Genomic DNA, 18,765 nt, shown 5'->3' with positions numbered 1-18,765 from the left:
TCCGCCCCGCGCCGTCAGTTCGCGCCGACGGTGACGACCGGGGCTCCGGTCGAGGTGTCGTCGGCCGGCATCTCGGCGGCCAGGCGGTTGGCCTCCTCGATGAGGGTCTGGACGATCTCGGCCTCGGGGACGGTCTTGATGACCTCGCCCTTGACGAAGATCTGGCCCTTGCCGTTGCCGGAGGCGACGCCCAGGTCGGCCTCGCGGGCCTCGCCGGGTCCGTTGACGACGCAGCCCATGACGGCGACGCGCAGCGGGACGCTCATGCCCTCGAGGCCGGCGGTGACGTCGTTGGCGAGCGTGTAGACGTCGACCTGCGCGCGGCCGCAGCTGGGGCAGGAGACGATCTCGAGCTTGCGCTCGCGGAGGTTCAGCGACTGGAGGATCTGCAGGCCGACCTTGACCTCCTGCGCGGGCGGGGCCGAGAGGGACACGCGGATGGTGTCGCCGATGCCCTCGCCGAGGAGGATGCCGAAGGCGGTGGCGGACTTGATCGTCCCCTGGAACTCGGGGCCGGCCTCGGTGACGCCGAGGTGGAGGGGCCAGTCGCCGCGCTCGGCGAGCTGGCGGTAGGCCTTCACCATGACGACGGGGTCGTTGTGCTTGACCGAGATCTTGAAGTCGTGGAAGTCGTGCTCCTCGAAGAGGCTGGCCTCCCAGACGGCGCTCTCGACGAGGGCCTCGGGGGTGGGCTTGCCGTACTTCTGGAGGATGCTCGGCTCGAGCGAGCCGGCGTTGACGCCGATGCGGATCGAGACGCCGGCGGCCTTCGCGGCGGCGGCGATTTTGCCGACCTGGTCGTCGAACTTGCGGATGTTGCCGGGGTTCACGCGGACCGCGGCGCAGCCGGCGTCGATCGCGGCGTAGACGTAGTTGGGCTGGAAGTGGATGTCGGCGATGACCGGGATCTGGCTCTTCTTGGCGATGATCGGCAGCGCCTCCGCGTCGTCGCGGCTCGGCACCGCGACGCGGACGATGTCGCAGCCGGACGCGGTGAGCTCGGCGATCTGCTGGAGGGTCGCGTTGATGTTCGTCGTCGGTGTGGTGCACATCGACTGGACGCTGACCTGCGCGTCACCGCCCACGAGCACCTTGCCCACCTTGATCTGGCGGGACTTGCGGCGGGGGGCGAGGGTCATGGGGACCTTGGGAAGACCCAGATTCACTGCTGGCACGCGCCCCATCGTACGCGCGCCGCGGGACCCCTCGTCCGCTCGCCGCACCTTCCCAGCCGCCGCCCCTCCTGCGCGCCTCGGAACCCGTCCACCGCACCTGCTCTCAGCCCGAGACCGCACGACGATCCGCGGTCGCCGCGCCCCGAGCCGAACCGCCGATCCCGTCCAAGCGATTCACCGCAGACGCTGCCAGCCCGCTCCCTTCACAGAGCGGACCGCGCCACGCCGGTCAGCGACCGCCCTGCCACCCCCGAGGCGAACGGGTGAATCGCGTCCCAGCGATTCGCCCTAGCCGTCCGCACCCCGCTCCACCCACGCCCCCACCCCGAGAAGCCGACCGCGCCACGCCGGGCGAGGCCCGTGCTCCCACGCTCGAGGCGAACGGGTGAATCGCGTCCCAGCGATTCGCCCCAGCCGTTCGCACCCCGCTCCACCCACGCCCCCACCCCGAGAAGCCGACCGCGCCACGCCGGGCGAGGACCGGCGTGGAATCCAACTCAGAACAGCGTGATCGGCTTGACGATGTCGGCGTAGATAAGGAGGGCGCTCATGCCGCCGAGGACGAGGACGACGACGTAGGTGAGCGGGAGCAGGCGGGCGATGTCGACGGGGCCGGGGTCGCGGCGTCCGAAGAGCTTGGCGATCCGGCGGCGCAGGCCCTCCCAGAGGGCGCCGGCGATGTGGCCGCCGTCCATGGGGAGCAGCGGCACCAAGTTGAAGACGAGGAGGGCGACGTTGAGCGAGGCGAGGACGCCGACCATCGTCTGCACCTTCGACACGACGGGGAGCTGGTCGGAGGCGGCGATCTCGCCCGCGATCCGGCCGACTCCGACGACGCTGATCGGGCCGTTGGCGTCGCGTGCCTCCGAGCCGAACGCCGCCTGGGCGACGTCGATGAGGCGCTGCGGCAGGTTGAGGATCACGTGGGCGACGCTGGTGATGTTCGACCAGACCGTCTCGGGCACCGCGGTGACCGGCTGCTGCGCGAGGGCCGACGTGGGCGAGATGCCGATGAAGCCGACCGTCTGCGTCTCGATCGCACCGGAGGCGTCGGTGACGGGGGCGCCGTTCGCGTCGGTCACCGCGACCTCGTTCTCGGCGGGGGTGATCGTGAGGGTCAGCGGCGCGCCGTCGCGCTGGACGGACACGCTGAGCGGGACGCCCGCGGAGCGCTGGATGATCGGGGTCAGGTCGTTCCAGGTGCTCACCGGAGTGCCGTCGATCGCCGTGATCGTGTCGCCCGGCAGCAGGCCGGCCGCGGCTCCGGGTGCCAGCGGGTCGTCGGCGGTGCAGGTCGCGGTCGCGCGCTGCGACTCCGGGACCACGCACTGCGAGACCGCGGCGAGGGTGCTGGTGCTCTGCGGGATCCCGATGCCGCAGAGGAGGACGGTGAAGAGGACCGTGGCGATCACGAGGTTCATGAAGGGGCCGCCGGCCATGACGATCACGCGCTTCCACACGGGGAGCCGGTAGAACGCGCGATGGTCCTCGCCGTCGCCGATCGTCTCGGCGCTGGCGGCACGGGCCTCGTCGATCATCGTGGCGTAGGCGCCGCGCCGGGGCTCCTCGAGCTGGGCCTCGGAGGACGCCAGGCCGTTGAAGAAGCCTGTGCTCGACTCCGTGGGCCGGTCCCCCGGGTGCTTCGGCGGGTACATGCCGATCATGGCGATGTAGCCGCCGAGCGGGATCGCCTTGACGCCGTACTCCGTCTCGCCTCGGCGCCGGGAGAAGAGGGTCGGCCCGAACCCGATCATGTACTGCGTGACCTTGACCCCGAACAGCTTGGCGGGGAGCAGGTGCCCGACCTCGTGCAGGGCGATGGAGAGGGCGACGCCGACGGCGATGATGACGACGCCGAGGACGAAGAGCAGCACGGATTCCACCGACACACTGTAGGCCGGGCCCGCCCGTCCACGCTGGGGTGCGCCTGCACGGATCCGATGAACTCCGCGGCCGAGCGGATCAGCGGCGCGACGTCCGCCGACACGGATCCGCGGAGAAGGAGCCCGTTCGGATGACCCCTGGTCAGACTCCGGCGATCCGCTCGTCCGCCGTGCGGCGCGCCCACTCCTCCGCCGCGGCCAGCGACTCGCGGGTCAGCGAGCCGTCGACGCTGTGCGCGTCGACCACCGCCTCCACCGTCTCGAGGATGTCGAGGTAGCCGATCCGCCCCGCGTGGAACGCCTGCACGGCCTGCTCGTTCGCCGCGTTGAACACGGCCGGGTAGGAGGCGCCCGCCTCCCCGACGCGCTTCGCGAGCCGGACCGAGGGGAACGCCTCCTCGTCCAGCGGCTCGAACGTCCAGGAGTGGGAGCGGGTCCAGTCGAGCGGGACGCCGACCCCGGCGACGCGGTGCGGCCAGTCGAGGCCGAGCGAGATCGGGAGCCGCATGTCCGGCGGCGAGGCCTGGGCGATCGTCGAGCCGTCGACGTACTCGACCATCGAGTGGATCACCGACTGCGGGTGCACGGTGACGTCGATCCGGTCGTAGGGGACGTCGAAGAGCAGGTGCGCCTCGATCACCTCGAGCCCCTTGTTGACCAGAGTGGAGGAGTTGGTCGTGACGACCAGGCCCATGTCCCAGGTCGGGTGTGCGAGCGCCTGCGCCGGAGTGACGTCGCGGAGGGAGGCGCGGTCGCGTCCCCGGAACGGCCCGCCGGACGCGGTCAGCACGAGGCGGCGGACCTCGCGGTGCTCGCCCGCGAGGAGGGCCTGGGCGATCGCGGAGTGCTCGGAGTCGACCGGCACGATCTGGCCGGGACCGGCGAGCGAGGTGACGAGCTCGCCGCCGACGATCAGCGACTCCTTGTTGGCGAGGGCGAGCGTCCTGCCCTCCTCGAGCGCCGCGAGCGTCGGGCCGAGCCCCACCGAGCCGGTGATCCCGTTCAGCACGACGTCCGCGTCGACCGAGCGGATCAGCTGCTCGGCCTCCTCCGCGCCGAACGCCGTGTGCTCGACGCCGAACGCGGACGCCTGCTCGTCGACCGCCGTCCGGTTCGAGCCGGCGGCGAGGCCGACGACCTCGAACCGCTCGCGGTTCGCGCCGATGACGTCGAGAGCCTGCGTGCCGATGGACCCGGTCGAGCCGAGGATGATGACCCTGCGCATCCGCCCATCCTGGCACGGAGCGCCCAGCGCCTCCCGGTCAGCTGATGGCGAGGATGTCGACCACGAAGACGAGGGTGTCGGTCCCGCTGATCCCCGCGTTCTGGTTGCCCTGGTCGCCGTAGCCCTTCGACGGCGGGATGGTGACCAGCACCTGCGAGCCGACGGTCTGGCCTACCACGGCCTCCTTGAAGCCCTCGATCACGTCGCCGGTGCCGAAGGCGGCGGGAGCGGGCTTCCCCCAGCTCTGGTCGAACACCTCGCCGGTGCCCCAGACCACGCCCTGGTACTGCACGATCAGCTGGTCGCCGTCGGCCACGGTCGCGCCGCTCCCCTTCTTGAGGACGGCGAGCTGCAGGTCGGCGGGCGGGTCGGTCGAGGGGATGGTGACGGTGGGCGCCCCGTCCTCGGCGAGCGCCACCGTCGGCAGGCCGTCGACCGGGGGCTGCGGCTCGCCGTCGGCGGCGGTCGGCACGATCTGCTCGACGTCGATCACCATGACGATCGAGTCGGTCGCGGCGATGCCGAACTGGCTCTGCCCGGCGTCGCCGAACGCGTCGGCCGGGGGAACGACGGCGACGACGCGCGAGCCGACGGTCGCGCAGTTGACGGCCTTCACGAGGCCGGCGAGGTACTGGTCGGTGTCGACCTCGAAGGCCGCGCGGCCACCGGACGCGTAGCTGCTCGCCGAGAACTCGGCACCGCTCGTCCCGTTGTAGAGCGTGTAGTCGACCAGCACGGTGTCGCCCTCGGCGACCTCCTCGCCGGTGCCCTCGATCGCGACGGAGCGCTCGGTGGCGTCCACGCTGACCGGGCTGGGGAACACGGTGACCGGCTTGGTGGCGAAGTCGCCGCTGGTCTGCACCGCGGCGGTCGCCTCGCCCTCGGTCGCGCAGCCGAGCGGGGTGGCGGAGGCGGACGGCGCTGCATCCGGCTCCCCGGGGGTGCAGGCCGCCAGGCTCAGGGAGGCGCCGAGGACGGCGAGGATCGCGAGGGTTCTGCGCACAGGGGCACCTTTCGTGACCGGCGGCGGCCGGTGGACGTTTGGGGATCGGCTCCATCCTGCACGGCGCGCCTCGCAACGCGCTGGGTGCGGGTCCTCGAACGGTCCCAGGCCTACCATCGGGGAATGCGTGAATTCTCGGTCCCCCAGTCCCGAGAGCTCGTCACCGAGCTCCCCGGCCCGCGCTCCGTCGCCCTCCAGGAGCGCCGCGTCGCCAGCGTCTCCCGCGGCGCCGGGACGCTCGCGAACATCTACATGGACCACGCGTCGGGCGCGGTCCTGGTCGACGTCGACGGCAACCGCCTGATCGACCTCGGCTGCGGCATCGGAGTGACCACCATCGGCCACGCGCACCCCGCGGTCGCCGCGGCGGCCGCCGCGCAGGCCGAGAAGCTGACGCACACCCTCTTCACCGTCACTCCGTACGAGAACTACGTCCGGGTCGCCGAGAAGCTCGCCGAGATCACCCCCGGGGACTTCGAGAAGCACTCGATCCTGGTCAACTCCGGCGCGGAGGCGGTCGAGAACGCCGTCAAGATCGCGCGGAAGTTCACCGGCCGCCGCGCCATCGCGACGCTCGACCACGCCTTCCACGGCCGCACCAACCTCACGATGGCGATGACCTACCGCCCCTGGCCGGAGCGCGCGGGCATGGGCCCCTTCCCGGGAGAGATCTACAGCCTCCCGATCAGCTACCCGTTCCGCGACCCCGAGGGCATGACGGGCGAGGAGGCGGCCGAGCGCACCATCGACTACATCACCACCCACATCGGCGCGCAGGAGCTGGCCGCGCTCTTCGTCGAGCCGATCCAGGGCGACGGCGGCATCATCATCCCGGCGCCGGGCTACTTCCGCCGCCTGTCCGAGTTCTGCACCGAGAACGGCATCGTCTTCGTCGCGGACGAGATCCAGGCCGGCATCGCCCGCACCGGCACCTGGTACTCCATCGAGCACCACGGCGTGGTCCCGGACCTCATCACGACGGCCAAGGGCATCGCCGGCGGCTTCCCGCTCGCCGCCGTCACCGGCCGCGCCGAGATCATGGACGCCGTGCAGCCAGGCGGCATCGGCGGCACGTTCGGCGGCAACCCCGTCTCCACCGCCGCGGCGCTCGCGACGTTCGAGGCGATCGAGTCCGAGGGCCTGCTGGAGGAGGCGCAGCGGGTCGAGCGCCTGCTGCAGGCGCGGATCGGCGACTGGGCCGAGCGCTTCGCGGTCGTGGGCGAGGTCCGCGGCAAGGGCGCGATGTGGGGCGTCGAGCTCGTCCACCCGGGCACGAAGAAGCAGTACCCGGAGGCGCTCACCGCGATCCTGAAGCACGCCACCACGAACGGCGTGATCGTCCTCGACGCGGGCAGCTGGGACAGCGTGCTGCGGATCATGCCGAGCGTGGTCATCAGCGAGGAGCTCATCGACGACGCCGCGACGGTCATCGAGGAGGCGCTCGCCCAGTTCGGCTGATCCGCCGCATGACCGGAGCGGCATGGACGCCCCGGTAGCTTCGTCGGAATGCGGATCGACGACGACCACGAGAGGCCGACTCCCCCGGGGATCGGCCTCTCCGCGCGTCTGGCGCGCCTGTCCATCGGCGGCGTCGGCCGGCTGGTCTACCGGCCGATCGTGGAGGGGCGCGACAACGTCCCGGCCGAGGGACGCGTGATCCTGGCGGCCAACCACCTCTCGTTCATCGACTCCCCGGTGCTGACGCTGCTCGCCCCGCGGCCGGTGCAGTTCCTGGCCAAGTCGGACTACTTCACGGGGACCGGCGTGCGGGGCGCCCTCTCGCGCGCCTTCTTCACGAGCGTCGGAGCCGTCGCGGTCGAGCGCGGCGCCGGCCAGGCCGCTCAGGAGGCGCTGGACCTCGGCCGGGCGATCCTCGAGCGGGACGAGGCGTTCGCCGTCTACCCCGAGGGCACCCGCTCCCGCGACGGGCGCCTCTACAAAGGCCGCACCGGAGTGGCGTGGCTCGCCCTCACCACGGGCGCGCCGGTGGTCCCCGTCGGCATGATCGGCACGCAGGAGCTCCAGCCGGTGGGCACGAGGGTGCCGCGCCTGCACCGGATCACGGTCCGCTTCGGGGCTCCGCTGGACCTCTCGCGGCACGGCTCCGCCGACTCCGGCCGCGTCCGACGCCACGCCACCGACGAGGTGATGGCGGCCGTCCACGCGCTCTCCGGGCAGGAGCTCGCCGGTGCGTACAACGAGTCGCCGCCGACGACCACGGTCGAGCGCATCCGCCGGGCGCTCCCGCACGAGCGCCGCTGAGCCTCAGCGCGCGGACGCCTCCGGCTCGTGGGAGACGGGGAAGTTCACCGAGTTGGCGATGAAGCAGAGCCGGGAGGCCTCGGCGTGCAGCGTCTGGGCGATCGCCACCATCGACTCCTCGGCGACAGTGACGCGGGGCCGGAGGGTCACCGAGGTGAAGCGGCCGCTCTCCCCCTCCTGCAGCATCGAGCCCACCGCGTCGTCCGTGTAGCCGGTGACGACGACTCCGTTCTTGACCGCCACGTGCAGGTAGGAGAGGAGGTGGCACTGCGCGAGCGCCGCGAGGAGCAGCTGCTCCGGGTTCCAGCGGTCGGCGTCACCCCGGAAGGGCGTGTCGGCCGAGGCGAGGATGGGCGCCGGGCCCTCCGCCGTGACGGTCAGCTGGCGCCCGTACTCGCGGTAGCCGCTCGTGCCGGTGCCCCGGTCGCCCTCCCAGACGACGGACACCGCGTACTCGTGCTCGGACTTCATCGGGCTCCTCCTCGACGGCGGTGGATCAGGCCGGTCGCGCCGGTCTGGACCTCTGGACGCGGAACCCCCGCGGGTAGACTCCGAGGACCATGACAGACACGCTCGCCCCCCAGGTTCCCACGTCCGCAGTCCCCCAGGAGCGGCGCGTCGCGACCGAGATCCCCGGGCCGCGATCCCGGGCCCTGCACGAGCGCCGCCTCGCCGTCGTGCCCACCGGCGTCGGCACCGCGCTCCCCGTCTACATCGACCGCGCGCACGGCGCGATCCTGGTCGACGTCGACGGCAACAGCTTCATCGACCTCGGCGCCGGCATCGGCGTCACGACGATCGGGCACACCGACGACTCCGTCGTCGCGGCCGCCGCGGAGCAGCTCGCGCGCCTCACGCACACCCTCTTCACCGTCACTCCGTACGAGCCCTACATCCGCGTCGCGGAGCTGCTGGCCCAGCACACCCCCGGCGACTTCGCCAAGAAGACCGTCCTGGTCAACTCCGGTGCCGAGGCGGTCGAGAACGCCGTCAAGATCGCGCGCAAGCACACCGGCCGCCCCGGCGTCGCGGTGCTCGACCACGCGTACCACGGACGCACGAACCTCACGATGGCCATGAACTTCAAGGCGCTGCCCTACGGCCTGGGCTTCGGACCCTTCGCCAGCGACGTCCACCGTGCGCCGAGCTCGTACCCGTACCACGACGGCCTGTCTGGAGCCGAGGCCGCCCAGCGCGCGATCTCGTACCTCGAGAAGACCGTCGGCGCGTCCGCCCTGGCCTGCCTCGTCGCCGAGCCCATCCAGGGCGAGGGCGGCTTCATGGTCCCCGCCGACGGCTTCCTCCCGGCACTGCAGGAGTGGTGCACGGCCAACGGCATCGTCTTCGTCGCCGACGAGATCCAGTCGGGCATGGCCCGCACCGGCGCCTGGTTCGCCAGCGAGCACCTCGGCCTCGTCCCCGACCTCGTCCTCTCGGCCAAGGGCATCGCCGGCGGCCTGCCGCTCGCGGGCGTGACGGGTCGCGCCGAGATCATGGACTCGGCGCAGGCCGGCGGACTGGGCGGCACCTTCGGCGGGAACCCCGTCGCCGCCGCCGCCGCCGTCGCGGTCTTCGAGCGCATCGAGCGCGAGGGCCTCCTCGCCGAGGCCGACCGGATCGGCGCACGCCTGGGCGCGGCGCTGCGAGGCCTGCAGGAGCGCTACGACATCATCGGCGACGTCCGCGGCATCGGCGCGATGATGGCGATGGAGCTCGTGCAGCCCGGCACCGCCGGCACCACGAAGGAGCCGAACGCCGTCGCGGTCCAGGCGATCATCGACTACGCCGCCCAGCACGGGGTCCTCGTGCTGAGCGCCGGCACCTACGGCAACGTGGTCCGCTTCCTGCCGAGCCTCGCCCTCACCGACGAGCTGCTCGACGACGCCGTGTCGGTCATCGCCGACGCGTTCGCCACCCTCTAGGCGCGATCCTCCGAAGGCCACCGCGGGCGCCGAGGCGCTCCCCGGTGGCCTTCGGCGTCTCCGGGAGCGCGGGACCGGTCGGCGCATCGGGCAGGATGGGTGGATGCCAGCAGGAACCTTCACCGTCGCCGAGTCCGTCGAGCTGGCCGTCGTCGAGCGATCCGGGTTCGTCGAGTCGCGCCACGCCGGCTCCGCCGTCCTCCTCGACTCCGAGGGCCGCGTCGCCCGCAGCCTCGGCACCCCGACGGCTCCCGTCTTCCCCCGCTCCTGCCTCAAGCCGTTCCAGGCCCTCGCGGTGATGACCGCCGGAGTCGAGCTGAACGGCGCGGAGGCGGTCATCGCCACCGCGAGCCACGCCGGCATCCCCCAGCACGTGGCGCTGGTGCAGAACCTGCTCTTCCGCGCCGGCCTGGACCACACCGCCCTGCAGTGCCCGGCCGACTGGCCCGGCGACTCCGGGACCCGCGCTCAGCTGCTGCGGGCGGGCGCGACTCCGGACCCGCTCTACATGAACTGCTCGGGCAAGCACGCGGCGATGCTGCTGGCCTGCGTGCAGAACGGCTGGAGCACCGAGGACTACCTCGAGCGGACGCACCCGCTGCAGCAGCACATCGTCGACACGATCGAGCGCCTCACCGGCGAGCGCGTCGTGGCCTCGGGGATCGACGGCTGCGGAGCTCCCGTGCACGCCCTTCCTCTGACCGCGCTGGCGAAGGGCGTCTCGCGGATCGTGTCCTCCTCCCCCGCCTCACCGTTCGGCCTCTACCGCCAGGCCGGCGTCCTCACGGCCGCGATCCTCGAGAACGCGTGGGCGATCGACGGCCCGGGCCGGGACAACACCGTCGTGATCGAGCGCCTGGGCCTGGTCGCCAAGCTCGGCGCCGAGGGCGTGCTCGTGATGGCCTCGCCCGACGGCACCACCGTCGCCCTGAAGATCCTCGACGGGAGCCTCCGCGCCGCGACCGTGGTCGCGCTGAAGCTCCTGGTCGAGGCGGACGCGGTGGACCGGACCGCGGCGAACGACGTGCTGGTGCGGCTGAACCCGGTCGTGTCGGGCGGCGGGCGCCCGGTCGGCGCGATCCGTGCCTCCTACGTCTGACCGCACCTCCCGGCACACCCTGAGCTACTGCTCGCGCGTGAGGCGCTTCGCCCGGGCCGCCGCGGAGACCTGCGTGATCACCACCACGAGGATCGCCAGGACGAACACCGCCGACGCGATGACGTTCGCCTCCGCCGGGATGCCGCGCGCCGCCGCGATGTAGATGTACTTCGGGAACGTGGTGACCGATCCGGAGTTGAAGTTCGTGATGATGAAGTCGTCGAAGCTCAGCGCGAACGAGAGCAGCGCCGCGGCGAGGATGCCGGGCAGCAGCAGCGGGAAGGTGATCCGCCAGAAGACCTGGTTCGGCGACGCGTAGAGGTCGCGTCCCGCCTCTTCCAGCTTCGGATCCAGGCTCGCCACCCGCGCCTTCACGGTGACCACGACGAAGCTGATGCAGAACATCGTGTGCGCCAGCACGATCGTGACCAGTCCCTTCTCGGCGCCCACGCTGAGGAACTGCGCGGCGAGGCCGGCTCCGAGCACCACCTCCGGAGTCGCCATGGGGAGGAACAGCAGCAGGCTGATCGCCGACCGGAACCGGAAGCGGAACCGCACGAGCGCGATGGCGATCATGGTGCCGAGCGCAGTGGCCAGCACGGTGGCGATCACACCGACCAGCAGGCTGTTCCCGAAGGCGGTCATCACCTCTTCACTGGTCCAGGCCGACACCCACTTGTCGAGGGTGAAACCGCGCCAGGCGAGGTTGCTCTTCCCCGAGTCGTTGAAGGAGAAGACGAAGGTGTACCCGATAGGGATGAGCAGGAAGAGCAGCGCCAGCGCCGTGTACACGCCGAGCCCGAGGCCCCGGAAGCGGCGGCGGCCCCGGATCGGGGCGGGGGGCGGCGCGCCGAGCGCCTCCTGGGCGCTCGCGAGCGGACGGTCGGCCGTCGCGGTCACAGGAGGTCCTCCGTTCCACTGCGCTTCACGTAGAAGCCGACGATGACCAGGATCACGGCCATCAGCACGATCGAGAGCGCGGCGGCCGCCGGGTAGTTCTCGAGCGTGAGGAAGTTCGCCTCGATCGCGTTGCCCACCATCGAGGTCTGCGACGAGCCGAGGAAGTCCCGGCTCGCGTTGATGTAGTCGCCCGCCGCGGGGATGAACGTCAGCAGCGTGCCCGAGACGATGCCCGGCATCGACAGGGGGACCGTCACGCTCCAGAACACGGAGGCGGGGTGCGCGTAGAGATCCGACCCTGCCTCCAGGAAGCGCACGTCGAGGCGCTCGAGCGTCGTGTACAGCGGCAGCGTCATGAACGGGATGAAGTTGTAGGTGATGCCGAAGATCACGGCGATCGGCGTCCCCGTGAGGTGGCCGTCGCTCGGCAGGACCGCCACGGCCTTGAGCGCCTGCACGAGCGGGCTCTCGTCCGCGAGGATCTGCTTCCACGCCAGCGTCCGGAGCAGGAAGCTGATGAAGAAGGGCGCGATCACCAGCGTGAGGAGCAGGTTCTGCAGCAGCGGCCAGGGCCGCGCCTTCACTCCGATGAAGTAGGCCAGCGGGTAGCTGATCACCAGCGCGAGCACCGTCGCGATCAGCGCGTAGCCGAAGGAGCGGAGCACGTGCGGCCAGTAGTCGCCCATCACCACGAGGTAGTTCTGCCAGGCGAACCCGGGGGCGTACTCGCCGATGTCCCCGTCCGGCACCTCGGCCTGGAAGGACGTGAGCACGAGCGAGATCAGCGGCGCCAGGAAGAACAGCAGCATGTAGGCGATGCCCGGCAGCAGCAGGACCAGCGCGATCGTCGACCGCCGGCGGACCGGAGCGTCCTGAGGATCCGCCTGCCCCGTGGCGAAGGCGGCGAAGGCCATGCCTACGCTCCCCCGCTGCGACCGGCCAGGAGCCCCCGGCGCTGCACGGCGATGGCGCTGGTGGAGTCGTCCGCCTCGAAGCGCGGGACCGAGCCCGGTTCGTCCGCGAGTCCGAAGCCGTGCTCGGTGCTGAAGCCGACCCACACCTCCGCTCCCTCGCCGACGACCGGCCCGAAGACCATGTTCTGCGCGAAGACGACCACCGGGCCCAGGCCCGGCATCCGGATCGTGTACTGGGTGCTGACCCCGCTGAAGGAGACGTCGACCACGCGGCCGGGCCCGAGCACGTTCCGGCCGGAGTCCGCCGACGGCTCCTGCGTCAGCAGCAGGAGCTTCTCGGGGCGGACGCCGACCGTGATCTCCCCGCTCGTACGGGCGCAGCGGGCGACGGGCACGACGATCCGGTGCCCGCCCGCGTCGACAGTGAGTGCGCGGTCGGTGCTGCCGACCACCTCGCCCGTGAAGAGGTTGGACTGGCCGAGGAAGTTCGCGACGAACGCGGTGCGCGGGAGCTCGTAGAGCTCCTCCGGCGCGCCCATCTGCTCGATCCTGCCCTTGTTCATCACCGCGACGGTGTCGGCCATCGTCATGGCTTCCTCCTGGTCGTGCGTGACGTGGAGGAAGGTGAGGCCCACCTCCTCCTGGATCGACTTGAGCTCCAGCTGCATCTGCCGGCGGAGCTTGAGGTCGAGGGCGCCGAGCGGCTCGTCGAGCAGGAGCAGGGCGGGCCGGTTGACGAGGGCGCGCGCGAGGGCGACCCGCTGCTGCTGACCACCGGAGAGCTGCGCGGGGCGGCGCTGGGCGAGGTGGTCGAGCTCGACCAGGCGGAGCGCCTCGTGCGCCTTGCCGACGGGGTCGGCGATCCTCCGCCGCTTCAGGCCGAAGGCGACGTTCTCGAGGATCGACATGTGCGGGAACAGCGCGTACGACTGGAACACGGTGTTGACGGGCCGCTGGTACGTCTTCGTCTCGGTGACGTCCCGCCCGCCGATGAGGATCCGGCCGGCGGAGGGCTCCTCGAGCCCGGCGACCAGGCGCAGCGTCGTCGTCTTGCCGCAGCCCGAGGGGCCCAGCAGGGCGAAGAAGGAGCCCGCCGGGATGGTGAGGTCCAGGGAGTCGATGGCCGTGAAGCCCGGGTACTGCTTGCTGATCCCGACCAGCTGGAGGTCGGCGCCGCTCTCGGCGAAGGTCCCGATCGCCATCAGATGCCCAGGAGCACCTTCTGGAACTCGGCCTGGTACTCCTTCTCCTCCGCGGCGGTCAGGGTCCGGAACACGTGCGCCTGCGCGAGCGTGTCCTCGTCGGGGAAGATCAGCTGGTTCTCGGCCAGCTCCGGATCGATGCTCTCCATGACGTCCTTCGCTCCATCCACGGGGGTGATGTAGTTGACCCAGGCGGCCACCTCGGCGGCGACCTCGGGCTCGTAGTAGTAGTTCATCAGGGCTTCGGCGTTGGCCTTGCGCTCGGAGCCCATCGGGACCACGAAGGTGTCGTTCCAGAGTGCGCCGCCCGAGTCGGGGAAGGCGAACTCCCACTTGTCGCCGGCCTCGGCGTTGATCAGGGTGATGTCGCCGGACCAGCAGATCGCCGCGAGGGTGTCCTCGTTCTGCAGGTCGTTGAGGTACGCGTTCCCCTTGATGTTGCGGATCTGTCCGGCGTCGACCTGCTCGCGGAAGACGTCGATCGCGTTCATGTACTCGTCGTCGCCCCAGGAGCCGGCGATGTCCGTCCCCTGAGCGAGCATGATGAGCCCGATCGTGTCGCGCATCTCGCTCAGCACGCCGACGCGGCCGCGGAGCGACGGATCCCACAGCTCCTCGATGCTCGAGAGGCCCTTCGGCAGCTTCTCCTTGTTCCAGCAGATGCCCGAGAACCCCGCCTGGTACGGGAGGGAGAGCCGGCGGCCCGGATCGAAGTCGGGGTTCGCCAGCGAGGGGGTGAGGTTGGCGATGTTCGGGATGTTCGCGTGGTCGAGCTCCTGCACGTAGCCGCGGCGGACCAGGCGCGAGACCATCCACTCCGTCAGGCAGACCGTGTCGGCGCCGATGTACTGCCCGAGCGCGAGCTGGTCCTTCACCTTGCCGTAGTAGGAGTTGTTGTCGTCGACGGCGACGTTGTAGGTCACCGCGATGCCCGTCTGCTCCTCGAAGCCCTGGAGCGTGGGGTGGTTCCCGTCGTCGTCCTCGTCCATGTAGGCGGGCCAGTTGTCCCACACCAGGCGCGGGTCGCCGGCCGATCCGTCGGCGGCGGCGGTCGGAGCGGCACGGGTCTGCGGGGCGCAGGCGGCCAGGGCGAGGGCACCCGCTCCGAGGCCGATCCCGCCGAGGACCGCCCGACGCGAGAGGACCGCCCGGCGCTCGCGCTCGTGCGAGCGTGCCGCGGCGACGGCCCGGCGGAGGACGGGATCCCTCGGGAGGGGACGGGTCATGGCGGGGGCTCCTGACTGCGTCGGGGCTCGTGCCTCGGGGGCCGAACGTGGGGAAATACTGGCACAGCGCTCATCCGCCTGTCACGGCGAACGGAGGAGAACGCTCATCCGGAAACATGATCGTCACGAATTCCGCACCCGGAGGCCGTGTCGACCGCCGATTCGGTCCCCGGAGGCCGTGCCGTCAGCGGGTGAGGGGCGGGCGTCCCGAGCCGCCGGCGGACCCGTCGACGCGCTCGACCGCCATCTCGACCGAGGAGAGCAGGATCCGGCTGCCGAGCTTCGCACGGTAGCGGCGGCCGGCCTCGAGCGGGAGCGGCGCCTGGGTCGGCGCGACCAGCACGGACCCGTTGGCCGACCAGCGGTCCCTGACCCAGAGCCCGCCCTCGTCGAAGCCGAACTCGAGGTGGGTCTTGGAGAGGGATCGCGACGGATCCGGGATCGCGAGGATGTGCCGGAACGTCTCGTTGGGGTCCGGGAGCGGCTGGCGTCCGATCAGGCCGTTGCCGGTCACGATCGCGTGCTGCCCGGTCGCGAAGCTGAGGCGCACGAGCCCCTGCGAGGGCGGCGCCATCGGTGCGCCGGGGGCGGGACGCCGGTGCCGGCCGGGGGCCAGGCCCGGCAGCCAGGCACGGCGGGACGGGTCGAGGACCGTCGTGTCGCCGGAGGACGAGGGGCGGGACGCACCCGTCGTGGCATGCGCCGCCACCGACGAACCGCACTCGCCGCAGAGGATCGCCCCGGGAGCGAGGTTGGAGCCACACGTGCTGCAGATCACCGAGAACGCCCTTCCGCTCACCATCGTACCCAGCGCCGGCGCGGGGAGCCTCGAGCCGGCCGAACCCGACGCGAACCGGCAGGCGCAGGGCCGTCGTAAGGCCGTTCGGCGCGTGCGGGCGGTCGGGCGGCACCGCGACCGCGGCCGTCCCGTGCCGGAGCTCTGCTCGTCAGACCGGTGCGCCGGCCTCCTCGTCGCCGGTGACCGCGAGGACGTCGACGACGATCACGGTGACGTTGTCGCGCCCGCCGTTGTCCAGCGCGGCGTCGACCAGGGCGTCGGCCGCCTCCTGAGCGGAGCCGGTGCCGCTGAGCAGGTGGCCGACGCCGGCATCGGTCAGCTCCTTCGTGAGTCCGTCCGAGCAGATCAGCAGACGCGATCCGGCGAGGACGGGCACGAGCCGGTAGTCGGGGACGGGCGCCTCGTGGAAGCCGACCGCGCGGGTGATCACGTTGCTGTGCGGATGCACGTCGGCCTCGTCGCGGGAGATCAGGCCCGCGTCGACCAGCTCCTGGACGATGGAGTGGTCCACGGTGAGCTGCACGAGGGTCCCGGCGACGCTCAGGTACACGCGCGAGTCGCCGATGTTGAAGACGGACCAGTAGGGCTCTCCCCCGACCACCGTGAGCGCGATCCCGGTGACCGTGGTCCCGGTGCCGACGTCGGCCGTGTGCGACTGCCGGGCGATGTCCCCGACCGCCTCCCGAAGCGCCCGGTCGATCTCCTCCGCTCCGACGGTCGCGCCGAGCGCCGCGGTGGACAGGCGCGACACGACCGCGTCGCTGGCGACCTCTCCTGCCGCGTGCCCGCCCATCCCGTCGGCGACAGCGAAGAGCGGGCTCTTGGCGAGGTAGCTGTCCTCGTTCGCGCTGCGCACGTGGCCGGTCTCGGTGCGCGCGGCCCAGCCGAGGGTCACTTCGGCCGAGGGCGCGTCGGAGCTCCAGGCGGAGACGGGGACGGTGACGGACGCGCGGCTGCGGCCGATCTGCGTCATCGCTGCTCCTCGCATCCCCGTGGCCCGCGCCCGTCCGGTCCGACGGCCCGTGACCGCCGGCTCCAGGGGTGCCCGGCCGCCTCCCGATGGTAGTCGCTGACGGCCCTCCGCCGAGCCGGCCGCCATCGCTGTCGCCCGATGTCCGTCGCGCAGACGGGACCACGCTTAGACCACCGGATCCGATGCCGGAGCGAGCTCCGACGTGCGGATCCACTTGCCCGGGCCCCCGTGGACTGCCAGAATCGCCGCATGGCCCCGTCTCGCCCACCCTCTCAGCGTCCTGTCCAGCTCGACGAGGTGTCGAAGGCGATCATCGAGCAGCTGCAGGCGGACGGTCGGCGCTCGTACGCCGAGATCGGCAAGGCCGTGGGCCTGAGCGAGGCGGCCGTCCGGCAGCGGGTGCAGAAGCTCACGGAGTCGGGCGTCATGCAGATCGTCGCGGTGACGGATCCGATGCAGCTCGGCTTCTACCGCCAGGCGATGATCGGTGTGCGCGTCACCGGCGACACCCGCGACGTCGCGGACCGGCTCGCCTCCATCCCCGCCGTCGACTACGTCGTGCTGACAGCCGGCTCCTTCGACATCCTCGCCGAGGTCGTGTGCGAGAACGACGACGATCTGATCGCCCTGCTCAACCAGGAGATCCGGTCGCTTCCCGGCGTGCTCTCGACCGAGACCTTCGTCTATCTGAAGCTCCACAAGCAGTTCTACAACTGGGGAACGCGGTAAAAGATGACCACCGAGACAGCCTTCTCGACCTCCGGCCTCGAGTCGGGCGATCCCGTCCGCGGGACCGACGCGCCAGGGGGGATCGACGACGCCTCCCTGCAGAAGAAGGCGAAGGACCACCTCTGGATGCACTTCACCCGTCAGTCGACGATGGACTCGGGCGCGGGCGTGCCGATCATCACTCGCGGCGAGGGACACCACATCTGGGACAGCACCGGGCGCAAGTACTTCGACGGCCTGTCCGGCCTCTTCGTCGTCAATGCGGGACACGGGCGGCGCCGACTGGCGGAGGCCGCGGCGAAGCAGGCGTCCGAGCTCTCCTTCTTCCCGCTCTGGTCCTACGCGACCCCCTCGGCGATCGAGCTGGCCGACCGGCTCGCCGACCACGCGCCGGGCGACCTGAACCGGGTCTTCTTCTCGACCGGCGGCGGCGAGGCTGTGGAGACGGCTTTCAAGCTCGCCAAGCACTACTGGAAGCTGCAGGGCAAGCCGGGCAAGCACAAGGTCGTCTCGCGCTCGGTCGCGTATCACGGCACTCCCCAGGGAGCGCTCGCGATCACGGGCATCCCCGGGATGAAGTCGATGTTCGAACCGCTGGTGCCGGGCGGCTTCCGTGTCCCCAACACCAACTTCTACCGGGCTCCCGAGCACGGCGACGACCTGGAGGCGTTCGGCCTGTGGGCGGCGAACCGCATCGAGGAGATGATCGAGTTCGAGGGGCCGGACACGGTGGCCGCCGTGTTCCTGGAGCCCGTGCAGAACTCGGGCGGCTGCTTCCCGCCCCCTCCCGGGTACTTCCAGAGGGTCCGCGAGATCTGCGACAAGCACGACGTGCTGCTGGTGTCCGATGAGGTGATCTGCGCGTTCGGCCGCATCGGGCACATGTTCGCCTGCGACGAGTACGGCTACGTGCCGGACATGATCACCTGCGCGAAGGGGATGACCAGCGGCTACTCCCCCATCGGCGCGACGATCGTCAGCGATCGGATCTACGAGCCCTTCCGCCACGGTCAGGTCGTCTTCCCGCACGGCTACACCTTCGGCGGCCACCCCGTCTCGGCCGCGGTCGCGCTCGAGAACCTCGACATCTTCGAGGAGGAGGGCTTGAACGAGCGCGTGCGAGAGAACTCGCCCGTCTTCCGGTCCACGCTCGAGAAGCTGCTCGACCTGCCGATCGTCGGCGACGTCCGGGGCGACGGCTACTTCTTCGGCATCGAGCTGGTGAAGGACAAGGCGACGAAGGAGACGTTCGACGAGGACGAGTCGGAGCGGCTGCTGCGCGGATTCCTCTCGAAGGGGCTCTTCGACGCGGGGCTGTACTGCCGGGCGGACGACCGCGGCGATCCCGTCGTCCAGCTCGCGCCGCCGCTCACCATCGGCCCGCGCGAGTTCGACGAGATCGAGCAGATCCTCCGGAGCGTGCTCACCGAGGCCTGGTCGCGGCTCTAGCGCC

The 18,765-nt window shown here is 71.3% G+C and carries 17 protein-coding genes; 6 read left to right on the top strand and 11 right to left on the bottom strand.

Annotated elements, in window-relative coordinates; translation table 11 throughout:
* Nucleotides 1–14: 14 nt before the first annotated feature.
* The 4 genes from ispG to C5C82_RS06940 form a co-directional block, all read right to left on the bottom strand.
* Entirely contained in the window at nt 15–1,175 is a 1,161-nt protein-coding gene (gene ispG, locus C5C82_RS06955) for a flavodoxin-dependent (E)-4-hydroxy-3-methylbut-2-enyl-diphosphate synthase (protein WP_173244694.1), read from the bottom strand.
* A 497-nt stretch (nt 1,176–1,672) separates the two neighbouring features.
* Nucleotides 1,673–3,058: an RIP metalloprotease gene (locus C5C82_RS06950; RefSeq protein ID WP_258062217.1), complete on the bottom strand. Its 1,386-nt coding sequence runs from the start codon at nt 3,056–3,058 to the stop codon at nt 1,673–1,675.
* A 142-nt stretch (nt 3,059–3,200) separates the two neighbouring features.
* Nucleotides 3,201–4,283, bottom strand: coding sequence for a 1-deoxy-D-xylulose-5-phosphate reductoisomerase (dxr, locus tag C5C82_RS06945; protein ID WP_104295007.1), 1,083 nt, complete (start codon nt 4,281–4,283; stop codon nt 3,201–3,203).
* Between the two features lie 37 nt (nt 4,284–4,320).
* Entirely contained in the window at nt 4,321–5,286 is a 966-nt protein-coding gene (locus C5C82_RS06940; RefSeq protein ID WP_159939270.1) for an FKBP-type peptidyl-prolyl cis-trans isomerase, read from the bottom strand.
* Between the two features lie 123 nt (nt 5,287–5,409).
* Between C5C82_RS06940 and C5C82_RS06935 the strand changes: the two genes are divergently transcribed.
* Both C5C82_RS06935 and C5C82_RS06930 read left to right on the top strand, forming a co-directional pair.
* Nucleotides 5,410–6,744 (top strand): aminotransferase class III-fold pyridoxal phosphate-dependent enzyme, encoded by a 1,335-nt coding sequence (locus C5C82_RS06935; protein WP_104223043.1) that lies wholly within the window; start codon nt 5,410–5,412, stop codon nt 6,742–6,744.
* Nucleotides 6,745–6,792: 48 nt separating this feature from the next.
* Complete coding sequence (locus C5C82_RS06930; protein WP_104295005.1) at nt 6,793–7,548, top strand: 1-acyl-sn-glycerol-3-phosphate acyltransferase; 756 nt, start codon at nt 6,793–6,795, stop codon at nt 7,546–7,548.
* Between the two features lie 3 nt (nt 7,549–7,551).
* Here the strand turns inward: C5C82_RS06930 and C5C82_RS06925 are convergent, their stop codons facing one another.
* Nucleotides 7,552–8,019: an OsmC family protein gene (locus C5C82_RS06925; protein WP_104232692.1), complete on the bottom strand. Its 468-nt coding sequence runs from the start codon at nt 8,017–8,019 to the stop codon at nt 7,552–7,554.
* Between the two features lie 89 nt (nt 8,020–8,108).
* Here C5C82_RS06925 and gabT point away from each other — a divergent pair, with 89 nt between their 5' ends.
* Both gabT and C5C82_RS06915 read left to right on the top strand, forming a co-directional pair.
* Nucleotides 8,109–9,470, top strand: coding sequence for a 4-aminobutyrate--2-oxoglutarate transaminase (gene gabT / locus C5C82_RS06920; RefSeq protein ID WP_104223040.1), 1,362 nt, complete (start codon nt 8,109–8,111; stop codon nt 9,468–9,470).
* A gap of 103 nt (nt 9,471–9,573) precedes the next feature.
* Nucleotides 9,574–10,569: an asparaginase gene (locus C5C82_RS06915; RefSeq protein WP_104223039.1), complete on the top strand. Its 996-nt coding sequence runs from the start codon at nt 9,574–9,576 to the stop codon at nt 10,567–10,569.
* 24 nt (nt 10,570–10,593) lie between these two features.
* Here C5C82_RS06915 and C5C82_RS06910 read toward each other — a convergent pair whose 3' ends face one another.
* From C5C82_RS06910 to C5C82_RS06885, 6 genes are all read right to left on the bottom strand, one after another.
* Complete coding sequence (locus tag C5C82_RS06910; protein WP_374953765.1) at nt 10,594–11,361, bottom strand: ABC transporter permease; 768 nt, start codon at nt 11,359–11,361, stop codon at nt 10,594–10,596.
* 104 nt (nt 11,362–11,465) lie between these two features.
* Nucleotides 11,466–12,383: an ABC transporter permease gene (locus C5C82_RS06905; protein ID WP_104223037.1), complete on the bottom strand. Its 918-nt coding sequence runs from the start codon at nt 12,381–12,383 to the stop codon at nt 11,466–11,468.
* A gap of 2 nt (nt 12,384–12,385) precedes the next feature.
* The gene (locus C5C82_RS06900; RefSeq protein ID WP_104225585.1) at nt 12,386–13,585 is read right to left on the bottom strand and encodes an ABC transporter ATP-binding protein; all 1,200 of its coding nucleotides are present in this window, start codon (nt 13,583–13,585) and stop codon (nt 12,386–12,388) included.
* Nucleotides 13,585–14,811 carry a PotD/PotF family extracellular solute-binding protein gene (locus tag C5C82_RS06895; RefSeq protein ID WP_104295003.1) on the bottom strand — a complete coding sequence of 409 codons (1,227 nt, stop codon included), beginning with the start codon at nt 14,809–14,811 and terminating at the stop codon, nt 13,585–13,587. The genes C5C82_RS06900 and C5C82_RS06895 overlap by 1 nt, the downstream gene beginning before the upstream one ends.
* Before the next feature lie 184 nt (nt 14,812–14,995).
* Nucleotides 14,996–15,520, bottom strand: coding sequence for a hypothetical protein (locus tag C5C82_RS06890; protein WP_104223034.1), 525 nt, complete (start codon nt 15,518–15,520; stop codon nt 14,996–14,998).
* Nucleotides 15,521–15,758: 238 nt separating this feature from the next.
* On the bottom strand, nt 15,759–16,583 hold the full coding sequence (locus tag C5C82_RS06885) for a PP2C family serine/threonine-protein phosphatase (protein WP_104225583.1): 825 nt from the start codon (nt 16,581–16,583) through the stop codon (nt 15,759–15,761).
* Between the two features lie 249 nt (nt 16,584–16,832).
* Here C5C82_RS06885 and C5C82_RS06880 point away from each other — a divergent pair, with 249 nt between their 5' ends.
* Together C5C82_RS06880 and C5C82_RS06875 are read left to right on the top strand one after the other, a co-directional pair.
* Nucleotides 16,833–17,312 (top strand): Lrp/AsnC family transcriptional regulator, encoded by a 480-nt coding sequence (locus C5C82_RS06880; RefSeq protein ID WP_104223032.1) that lies wholly within the window; start codon nt 16,833–16,835, stop codon nt 17,310–17,312.
* A gap of 3 nt (nt 17,313–17,315) precedes the next feature.
* The gene (locus tag C5C82_RS06875) at nt 17,316–18,761 is read left to right on the top strand and encodes an aspartate aminotransferase family protein (protein ID WP_104223031.1); all 1,446 of its coding nucleotides are present in this window, start codon (nt 17,316–17,318) and stop codon (nt 18,759–18,761) included.
* Nucleotides 18,762–18,765: the final 4 nt, after the last annotated feature.

The organism is Rathayibacter sp. AY1D5 (genome assembly GCF_002932515.1).
GTDB lineage: Bacteria > Actinomycetota > Actinomycetes > Actinomycetales > Microbacteriaceae > Rathayibacter.
The sequence above is the reverse complement of the archived record's forward strand: the minus strand, read 5'-3'. Positions and strand labels throughout refer to the sequence as shown.

Coding starts and splice junctions, on each gene's coding strand:
- C5C82_RS06875 (WP_104223031.1), top strand. CDS start 17,316: ATGACCACCGAGACAGCCTTCTCGACCTCCGGCCTCGAGTCGGGCGAT.
- gabT (WP_104223040.1), top strand. CDS start 8,109: ATGACAGACACGCTCGCCCCCCAGGTTCCCACGTCCGCAGTCCCCCAG.
- C5C82_RS06895 (WP_104295003.1), bottom strand. CDS start 14,811: ATGACCCGTCCCCTCCCGAGGGATCCCGTCCTCCGCCGGGCCGTCGCC.
- C5C82_RS06935 (WP_104223043.1), top strand. CDS start 5,410: ATGCGTGAATTCTCGGTCCCCCAGTCCCGAGAGCTCGTCACCGAGCTC.
- C5C82_RS06925 (WP_104232692.1), bottom strand. CDS start 8,019: ATGAAGTCCGAGCACGAGTACGCGGTGTCCGTCGTCTGGGAGGGCGAC.
- C5C82_RS06885 (WP_104225583.1), bottom strand. CDS start 16,583: ATGACGCAGATCGGCCGCAGCCGCGCGTCCGTCACCGTCCCCGTCTCC.
- C5C82_RS06915 (WP_104223039.1), top strand. CDS start 9,574: ATGCCAGCAGGAACCTTCACCGTCGCCGAGTCCGTCGAGCTGGCCGTC.
- C5C82_RS06880 (WP_104223032.1), top strand. CDS start 16,833: ATGGCCCCGTCTCGCCCACCCTCTCAGCGTCCTGTCCAGCTCGACGAG.
- C5C82_RS06900 (WP_104225585.1), bottom strand. CDS start 13,585: ATGGCGATCGGGACCTTCGCCGAGAGCGGCGCCGACCTCCAGCTGGTC.
- C5C82_RS06905 (WP_104223037.1), bottom strand. CDS start 12,383: ATGGCCTTCGCCGCCTTCGCCACGGGGCAGGCGGATCCTCAGGACGCT.
- dxr (WP_104295007.1), bottom strand. CDS start 4,283: ATGCGCAGGGTCATCATCCTCGGCTCGACCGGGTCCATCGGCACGCAG.
- C5C82_RS06930 (WP_104295005.1), top strand. CDS start 6,793: ATGCGGATCGACGACGACCACGAGAGGCCGACTCCCCCGGGGATCGGC.